This window comes from Corallococcus sp. AB030 (assembly GCF_003668965.1).
Lineage (GTDB): Bacteria > Myxococcota > Myxococcia > Myxococcales > Myxococcaceae > Corallococcus > Corallococcus exiguus.
Genome location: NZ_RAWQ01000326.1, coordinates 1 through 7,020 on the forward strand (window position 1 = coordinate 1; position 7,020 = coordinate 7,020).

A 7,020-nucleotide genomic window follows, 5' to 3' on the forward strand; every position below is an offset into this window, starting at 1 on the left:
GACGGGGTGGGCACCAAGCTGAAGGTGGCCTTCCTGGCGGGGCGCCACGACACGGTGGGTATCGACCTGGTCGCCATGTCGGTGAACGACATCCTCACCTGTGGCGCGGAGCCGCTCTTCTTCCTGGACTACTTCGCCACGGGGAAGCTGGAGGTGGACGCCGCGGCGGAGGTGGTCAAGGGCATCGCGCTGGGGTGCGAGCAGGCGGGGTGCGCGCTCCTGGGCGGGGAGACGGCGGAGATGCCGGGCTTCTACGCGCGGGGCGAGTACGACGTCGCGGGCTTCTGCGTGGGCGTGGTGGAGCGGTCCGCCATCATCGACGGCAAGACGGTGAAGCCGGGGGACGCGCTCATCGGGCTCACGTCGTCGGGGCTGCACAGCAACGGCTACTCGCTGGCGCGCAAGGTGCTGCTGGACGACGCGAAGCTGCCCCTGGACATGACGCCGCAGGGGCTGGACCGGCCGCTGGGTGACGCGCTGCTGGAGCCCACGCGCATCTACGTGAAGGACGCGCTCGCGCTCTGCCAGGCCGTGAAGGTGAAGGGCATGGCGCACATCACCGGCAGCGGCATCCCGGGCAACCTGCCCCGGTGCCTGCCGGACGGGACGCGCGCGGTGCTGAGCGAGTCCACGTGGAAGAAGCCGGCCATCTTCGACCTCATCGCGAAGACGGGCGGAGTCGCGCGCGACGAGATGTTCAGCACGTTCAACATGGGCCTGGGCCTCATCGTCGTGGTGGCGAAGGAGGACGTGGCGAAGGCGCTGGAGGTGCTGCACGCCCGGGGCGTGGAGGCCACCGAGGTGGGCCGGGTGGAAGCAGGCCAGGGCGAGGCCACGGCGGTCATCGACCCATGAGCGCGCGGCGGGCACGGCTGGGGGTGCTCGTCAGCGGCGGCGGGAGCAACCTGCAGGCGCTGCTCGACGCGGCCGGGCAGGCGGACTACCCGGCCGAGGTGGCGTGCGTGCTGTCCAACGTGCCCACGGCGTTCGCGCTGGAGCGCGCCCGGAAGGCGGGCGTGCGCGCGGAGGTGGTGGACCACAAGGGCTTCGGGTCGAAGGCGGACTTCGAGGCGGCGGTGCTCGGCGTGATGGCCGACGCGGGCGTCGAGTGGGTGTGCCTGGCGGGCTTCATGCGGCTGGTGAGCGCGGACTTCCTGAAGCGCTTCCCGGGGCGCGTGCTCAACATCCACCCTTCCCTGCTGCCTGCGTTCCCGGGGCTGCATGCGCAGAAGCAGGCGCTGGAGCGCGGCGTGAAGGTGGCCGGGTGCACGGTGCACTACGTGGACGCGGGCACGGACACGGGCCCCATCATCGCGCAGGCGGCGGTGCCCGTGCTGCCGGAGGACGACGAGGCGAGCCTGAGCGCGCGCATCCTCGCGGAGGAGCACCGCCTGTATCCGCTGGCCGTGCGGCTGGCGGTGACCGGTGCGGTGACACTGGACGGGACGCGCACGAAGGTGGCCGCGCGGGTGACGGGAGACAACACCGCGCTTCGCAGTCCGGGTTCGCCGACGTGACGAAGGCCGTGGAGCCGTCGCGTTCCGCCGCGTCCGAAGAGACCAGGGCGGTCGCGCCGCCGCATACCGCGCCGAAGCCCATCGAGCTGTCACCATCCTCGGCGCACAACGCTCCGAAGGCGGTAACACCGGCTCATGCCGCGCCCGAAGTGCAGAGCCCGGCCCAGCATGCATTAGCGTCTGCCCGTGATGCTCGTCGGGAGGCCCTGCGCGCGGCCCCCACGGTGATGGTCAGTGCATGCCTGTTGGGCGAGGCGTGCCGCTACGACGGCCGCTCGCAGCGCTCGGAGCGCGTGCTCGCGGCGCTGGAGGGCAAGGCCGTCATCCCTATCTGCCCGGAGGCCGCCGCGGGCATGGGCATTCCACGGCCTCCCGTGGACCTCGCGGGTGGCACGGGCGTGGACGTCTGGGCTGGCCGTGCGCGGGCCCTCACGCGGGAGACGCGCGAGGACCGCACCGCCGCGTTCCAGGACGGCGCCCAGCAGGCCCTGGAGGCCGCCCGGCGCTTCGACGTCACGGTGGCGCTCTTGAAGGAGAAGAGCCCCTCGTGTGGCAGTCAGCGCGTCTACGAGACAGGCGTGCTGCGCCCGGGTGAAGGCATCACCACCGCGCTGCTGCGCGCGGATGGACGCACCGTCGTGAGCGACGAGGACCTGTAACCGTCCCCGCGCACGTTGATCAGCCCAGCGCGGGCAACTCCAGCTCGTCACCCGGCCGGGGCGCGAAGCACGCCTCCACCTCCGAGTCCGTCACCTCCGCGAGCGTGGCCGGGCTCCAGCGCGGCTTCTGATCCTTGTCCACCAGCACCGCGCGGATCCCCTCCTGGAAGTCCGGCCGCTGCGTCAGCGCCTGGCTCAACCGGTACTCCATGCGCGCCGTCGCGTCGTAGTCCTGGCCACGCCCGATGCGCAGCTGCCGCAGCGTCACCCGCAGGCTCGTGGGCGACATGCGCGGCAGCGTCGCACGCGTCTCCTCCGCCCACGCAGTCCCCTCGCGCTCCAGCGCCGCGAGGATGTCCTCCACGCGGCTCCCCTGGAAGCACCGGTCGATGACCTCCGCCCGCGACGCGAGCCCCGAAACACCGGCGTCCTGATGGAAGCCCTTCAGCACTCGCGCCGCCACCTCGCGCCCCGGTCCGCTCCAGTCCGCGGCCGCCAGCGCACCCACCACGTCCTCCAGCCGCGAGGACTCCACCCGATGCGTCGCGTACCCCAGCCACAGCGCATCCGCCGCGTCACACCGCGCGCCGGTGAGCCCCAGGTACGTCCCCGCCTCGCCCGGGAAGCGCGGGAGGAACCAGCCACCGCCCACGTCCGGGAAGATGCCGATGGCCGTCTCCGGCATCGCGAGCACCAGCTTCTCCGTCACCACGCGGAAGGCCCCGTGCGCGGACAGCCCCAACCCACCGCCCATGCAGATGCCGTCCACCCACGCGATGAACGGCTTGGGGAAGTGGTGGATCCGATGGTTGAGCGCGTACTCCGCACGGAAGAACTCGCGCGACAGCGACATGTCCGACCGTGCGACCGAACTGGCCACCGCGCGCACGTCCCCTCCCGCGCAGAAGGCCCGGCCCCCTGCTCCGCTGATCACCACCGCCTTCACGGACGGATCCGCCGCCCAGGCGTCCAGTTGGGGATGCAGCGCGCGGCACATCTCCAGGGAGAGCGCGTTGAGCGCCTTCGGTCGGTTGAGGGTGACCAGACCCACGGGCCCCCGAGTCTCCAGCAGCACGTCCTCGCTCATGGCGTGGGGGATATCAGCCCGGAAGGGGCTCGCATGGGAGATTCAGGGGTGACATGGCGGAGGAAATCGGTATTGGGGAGAACATGACTCCCGCAGCCGCCCCCCTGCTCGCCGCCGTCTTCGACATGGATGGCACGCTCGTCGACAACATGGACTTCCACAACCGCGCCTGGCTGACGCTCGCCCGGAAACTCGGTCTGGATGGCCTGACCGCGGAACGCTTCCAGAACGAGTTCGCGGGAAAGAAGAACGAGGAGATCCTCCCGCAGCTGTTGGGCCGCACCCTCTCCGTCGCGGAGCTGGACGCGCTCGCGGAAGAGAAGGAGTCCCACTACCGCGCCATCTACCGGCCCTACCTCGCGCTGCACCGGGGCGCGGAGGGATTCCTGCACCGCCTGCGCGACGCGAACCTGCTCCTGGCCGTGGCCACCGCCGCGCCGCACGGCAACCGCGAGCTGGTGCTGGACGGGCTCTCCGTGCGCCCGCTCTTCGCCTGTGTCGTCGGCGCCGAACAGGTGACGCGCGGCAAGCCCGCGCCGGACATCTTCCTCGCGGCGGCGAAGGCCCTCCAGGTGCCCCCCGAGTCGTGCCTCGCCTTCGAGGACGCCATCAACGGCGTGCTGTCCGCGCGCGCCGCCGGCATGGTCACCGTGGGCATCACGACCACCACGACCTCGGAGGCGCTGAAGAACGCGGGGGCCCACTACACCGCCCCGGACTTCGACACGCTGCCCCCGGAGCTGCTCGCGCGCCTCTTCAGGTCCAGGGCCTGAGGGGGCACATACGCCCCACCCCGGACGTGTCAGGAAGGCGCCAAAAGGGCGCCAGACGCGGTGACGTTGTGTAGTGTTCGGCGGCCATGTCGACGTCCTCCGCCAAACTCAAGCTCCCCTCGGGCCCGTCCCGGCACGTGTACGACGTCATCGTGCTGGGCAGCCAGGTCGGAGGCGCGCTCGCCGCCGCGCTCCTGGCGAAGCGCAACCACCGCGTGTTGCTGGTGGAGCACGACGGCATGGGGCCCGGCTACGAGCACGACGGCTTCGTGCTGCCCTACGCCCCCTTCGTCGCGCCGCCCCTCAAGGCCATGCCCGCCGTGGACGAGGCCCTCAACGAGCTGGGCCTCTCCACCGCCATCGGCCGCGCGCTGCGCCCCCACGCGCCGGAGCTCCAGCTGGTGCTGCCCCGGAACCGGGTGGACCTGGTCGGGGACGCCGCCCGCCGCCGCACGGAGCTGACGCGCGAGTTCGGCGAGGCCGGCGAGGGCATCCAGGGCGCGCTCGCGGGCAGCGCCGCGCAGCACGAGTCCACCGACGCCTTCTTCAAGGCCGGGCCCCAGCTGCCGCCCGACGGCTTCTTCGAGGGCTGGAAGCTCAAGGGACAGATCAAGGATCACCCGGCCCTGGACGCCACGCCCCGGCTCGCGGGCGAGGATCCGGCGCTGTCGCTGGTGCGCGGCCTGCTGCCCTTCCTCGTCCACCTGGAGAAGCCTAGCGCGCCCCTGGCGCAGACGCGGGCCCTGTCCCAGGTGCTCACCGCGCCATCCACGTACCCGGGCGGCATGGACGCCCTGCGCGACGTGCTCACCCGGCGGCTGACGGAGCTGGGCGGCGACGTGCTGGGCCGCGACAACCCGGCGGGCTTCATCGTCGAGGAACTCGCGTTCGACGGCAGCAAGTTCTCCGGCGTGAAGCTGGTGCGCTCGGACACGCTCTACCGCGCGTCGTGCCTGGTGACGGCCACGGACTCCGGGGCTCTGCGCCGGTTGGTGACGGACAAGAAGCACAACCGCGGCCTGCTGGAGCACCTGGATCAGTCCAACATCAAGTCGCTGCTCTTCAGCGTGAACTGGGTGGTGCCGGAGGCGGCGCTCCCGCGCGGCATGGGCGAGCTGGTGCTCGTGGACACGCAGGACCCGGAGCTGGGCCCGCTGCTCGTGCAGCAGCACCCGGCGCGCACGGCCGCGGCCTCCGGGCACAAGGACGTGGAGGGCGTGCGCGTGGTGTGCGCGGGCGCCTTCGTCCCGGCCTCCGCGCGCGAAGAGGGCGAAGAGCACCTCCAGGCGCTGGCGAAGCGCATCGACGAGCACCTGGACCGGCTGATGCCGTTCACGAAGCAGCACCGCGCGCTGCGCTCGGTCCCCTACCTGGACGCCGGCGGAGTGCGCGGCAGCCGGCTCATGCCCCACCCGCTCTACAGCTTCGAAACGGAAGCCTTCCTGGGCGTCACGGGGTTGAAGCAGCGCACGCCCGCGAAGAACGTGATCCTGGCGGGCCGCGAGGTGCTGCCCGGCCTGGGCCTGGAGGGCGAGTTGCTCGCGGGCATGCGCGCCGCGAAGCTGGTGCAGGACATGTTGAAGAAGAAGGATCCGCTCAAGGGATAGGTCCCGGGTCGGATCCGGCTGGATTTCCGGCCTGTTTCTGGTAGGGTCCGCCGCTCTTTTATGGGCTGCTGTCGAACGCCCCAGTTTTCAAGGAGTTAGCAGTCATGGCGTGGAAGTGCGACCTCTGTGGGAAGCGTCCGCTGGTGGGTAACAACGTCAGCCACGCGAACAACAAGACCAAGAAGCGGACCCTGCCGAACCTGCAGAAGGTGCGGGCGAACGTGAGCGGCTCCATTGAGCGCGTCCTGGCCTGCACCCGCTGCATCAAGGCGGGCAAGGTGACCAAGGCCGCCTGAAGTCCGGGAGCCTTCCGGTGGGCATGACGCGCGCTCGAAAGTCCGCGCTTCCGCCCACCGAACGGCTCCATCCCCGTACGGATGACCTGGACCTCCTCCCTGTCGAGGCGGTCGTCCGACGGTTGCATCAAGAAGACCTGATCGCGCTCCACGCGGTCCGTAAGGCGTTGCCGTCCATCGCGGCGGCGGCCCGGGCCGTGGCGGAAGCGTTACGCGCTGGCGGCCGGCTGCTCTACGTGGGCGCGGGAACCAGCGGTCGGCTCGGCGTGCTCGACGCGAGCGAATGTCCCCCCACCTTCGGTGTCCCGGCGACGCGGGTCCAGGCGGCCATCGCGGGCGGCCGGCGGGCCCTGACGCGCGCCGTGGAGGGCGCCGAGGATGACGTCGCTGCCGGGGCCCGGGCGGTGCGGACGTTCCGGGCGACGGCGCGGGACGTGGTGTGCGGCATCTCCGCGTCGGCCTCCACGCCCTATGTCCGGGGTGCGCTGGACGAGGCCCGCGAGCGAGGGGCGCGCACGGTGCTGGTGTGCTGCAACCCGCCGGGGCCGGCCATGCGCGCGGACACGGTGGTGCTGGCGCGCACGGGGCCGGAGGTGGTGGCGGGCTCCACGCGGCTGAAGGCGGGCACGGCGACGAAGCTCGTGCTCAATGCCATCACCACCGCGGCCTTCGTGTCGCTGGGCCACGTGTACCGGGGGCGCATGGTGGACGTGCGCCCCACGAACACGAAGCTGCGGGCCCGAGCGGTGCGGATGGTCGCGGAGTTGACGGACCTGCCCCCCGCGCGGGCGGAGGCGTTGCTCCAGGCCGCAGGCGACCACGTGAAGCTGGCGCTGGCCATGCACTTCACGGGGCTTCCGGCGGCCCAGGCCCGGCGCCGATTGAAGGACGCGGGCCTGCGAGGGCTCGAACGCCCGGCGGCGGCCCGAGCGCCACGGCGACGCCCCACGCGCTGAGGCGGCGAGGGCCCGCGGTCCCTCCAGAATCCGACAGGGTGGGCGTCATTCCCAGACACACGAGGTGCCCTGCGGGCCGGGGTCCGGCGGCCGTGGGAGCTGGCCTTTAGACTTGGGGCATGCAC

At 71.8% G+C, this 7,020-nt stretch carries 8 protein-coding genes; 7 read left to right on the forward strand and 1 reads right to left on the reverse strand.

Annotated elements, in window-relative coordinates; genetic code table 11:
* The 3 genes from purM to D7Y15_RS41275 all read left to right on the forward strand — a co-directional run.
* Positions 1–855, forward strand: an 855-nt coding sequence (gene purM, locus D7Y15_RS41265; protein ID WP_121756008.1) for a phosphoribosylformylglycinamidine cyclo-ligase, incomplete at its 5' end; no start/stop codon positions are given.
* Complete coding sequence (gene purN / locus D7Y15_RS41270) at positions 852–1,517, forward strand: phosphoribosylglycinamide formyltransferase (RefSeq protein WP_120581107.1); 666 nt, start codon at positions 852–854, stop codon at positions 1,515–1,517. The genes purM and purN, both read left to right, overlap by 4 nt.
* Positions 1,518–1,744: 227 nt before the next feature.
* On the forward strand, positions 1,745–2,176 hold the full coding sequence (locus D7Y15_RS41275) for a DUF523 domain-containing protein (RefSeq protein WP_120594649.1): 432 nt from the start codon (positions 1,745–1,747) through the stop codon (positions 2,174–2,176).
* Between the two features lie 19 nt (positions 2,177–2,195).
* On the opposite strand, the gene D7Y15_RS41280 is transcribed toward D7Y15_RS41275, so the two are convergent.
* Positions 2,196–3,263, reverse strand: a complete 1,068-nt coding sequence (locus D7Y15_RS41280; protein ID WP_120581109.1) for an enoyl-CoA hydratase/isomerase family protein — start codon at positions 3,261–3,263, stop codon at positions 2,196–2,198.
* A gap of 83 nt (positions 3,264–3,346) precedes the next feature.
* Here D7Y15_RS41280 and D7Y15_RS41285 point away from each other — a divergent pair, with 83 nt between their 5' ends.
* The 4 genes from D7Y15_RS41285 to murQ all read left to right on the forward strand — a co-directional run bounded on the left by D7Y15_RS41285 (position 3,347) and on the right by murQ (position 6,895).
* Positions 3,347–4,036, forward strand: a complete 690-nt coding sequence (locus D7Y15_RS41285; protein WP_121756011.1) for an HAD family phosphatase — start codon at positions 3,347–3,349, stop codon at positions 4,034–4,036.
* An 86-nt stretch (positions 4,037–4,122) separates the two neighbouring features.
* Positions 4,123–5,643 carry an NAD(P)-binding protein gene (locus D7Y15_RS41290; protein WP_121756009.1) on the forward strand — a complete coding sequence of 507 codons (1,521 nt, stop codon included), beginning with the start codon at positions 4,123–4,125 and terminating at the stop codon, positions 5,641–5,643.
* A gap of 104 nt (positions 5,644–5,747) precedes the next feature.
* Positions 5,748–5,939 (forward strand): 50S ribosomal protein L28, encoded by a 192-nt coding sequence (gene rpmB / locus D7Y15_RS41295; RefSeq protein WP_014398134.1) that lies wholly within the window; start codon positions 5,748–5,750, stop codon positions 5,937–5,939.
* Positions 5,940–5,962: 23 nt separating this feature from the next.
* A complete protein-coding gene (gene murQ / locus D7Y15_RS41300; protein ID WP_121756010.1) occupies positions 5,963–6,895 on the forward strand; it encodes an N-acetylmuramic acid 6-phosphate etherase in 933 nt (310 codons plus the stop codon).
* Positions 6,896–7,020 lie beyond the last annotated feature (125 nt).

Coding starts and splice junctions, on each gene's coding strand:
- D7Y15_RS41290 (WP_121756009.1), top strand. CDS start 4,123: ATGTCGACGTCCTCCGCCAAACTCAAGCTCCCCTCGGGCCCGTCCCGG.
- murQ (WP_121756010.1), top strand. CDS start 5,963: ATGACGCGCGCTCGAAAGTCCGCGCTTCCGCCCACCGAACGGCTCCAT.
- D7Y15_RS41285 (WP_121756011.1), top strand. CDS start 3,347: ATGACTCCCGCAGCCGCCCCCCTGCTCGCCGCCGTCTTCGACATGGAT.
- D7Y15_RS41280 (WP_120581109.1), bottom strand. CDS start 3,263: ATGAGCGAGGACGTGCTGCTGGAGACTCGGGGGCCCGTGGGTCTGGTC.
- D7Y15_RS41275 (WP_120594649.1), top strand. CDS start 1,745: ATGGTCAGTGCATGCCTGTTGGGCGAGGCGTGCCGCTACGACGGCCGC.
- purN (WP_120581107.1), top strand. CDS start 852: ATGAGCGCGCGGCGGGCACGGCTGGGGGTGCTCGTCAGCGGCGGCGGG.
- rpmB (WP_014398134.1), top strand. CDS start 5,748: ATGGCGTGGAAGTGCGACCTCTGTGGGAAGCGTCCGCTGGTGGGTAAC.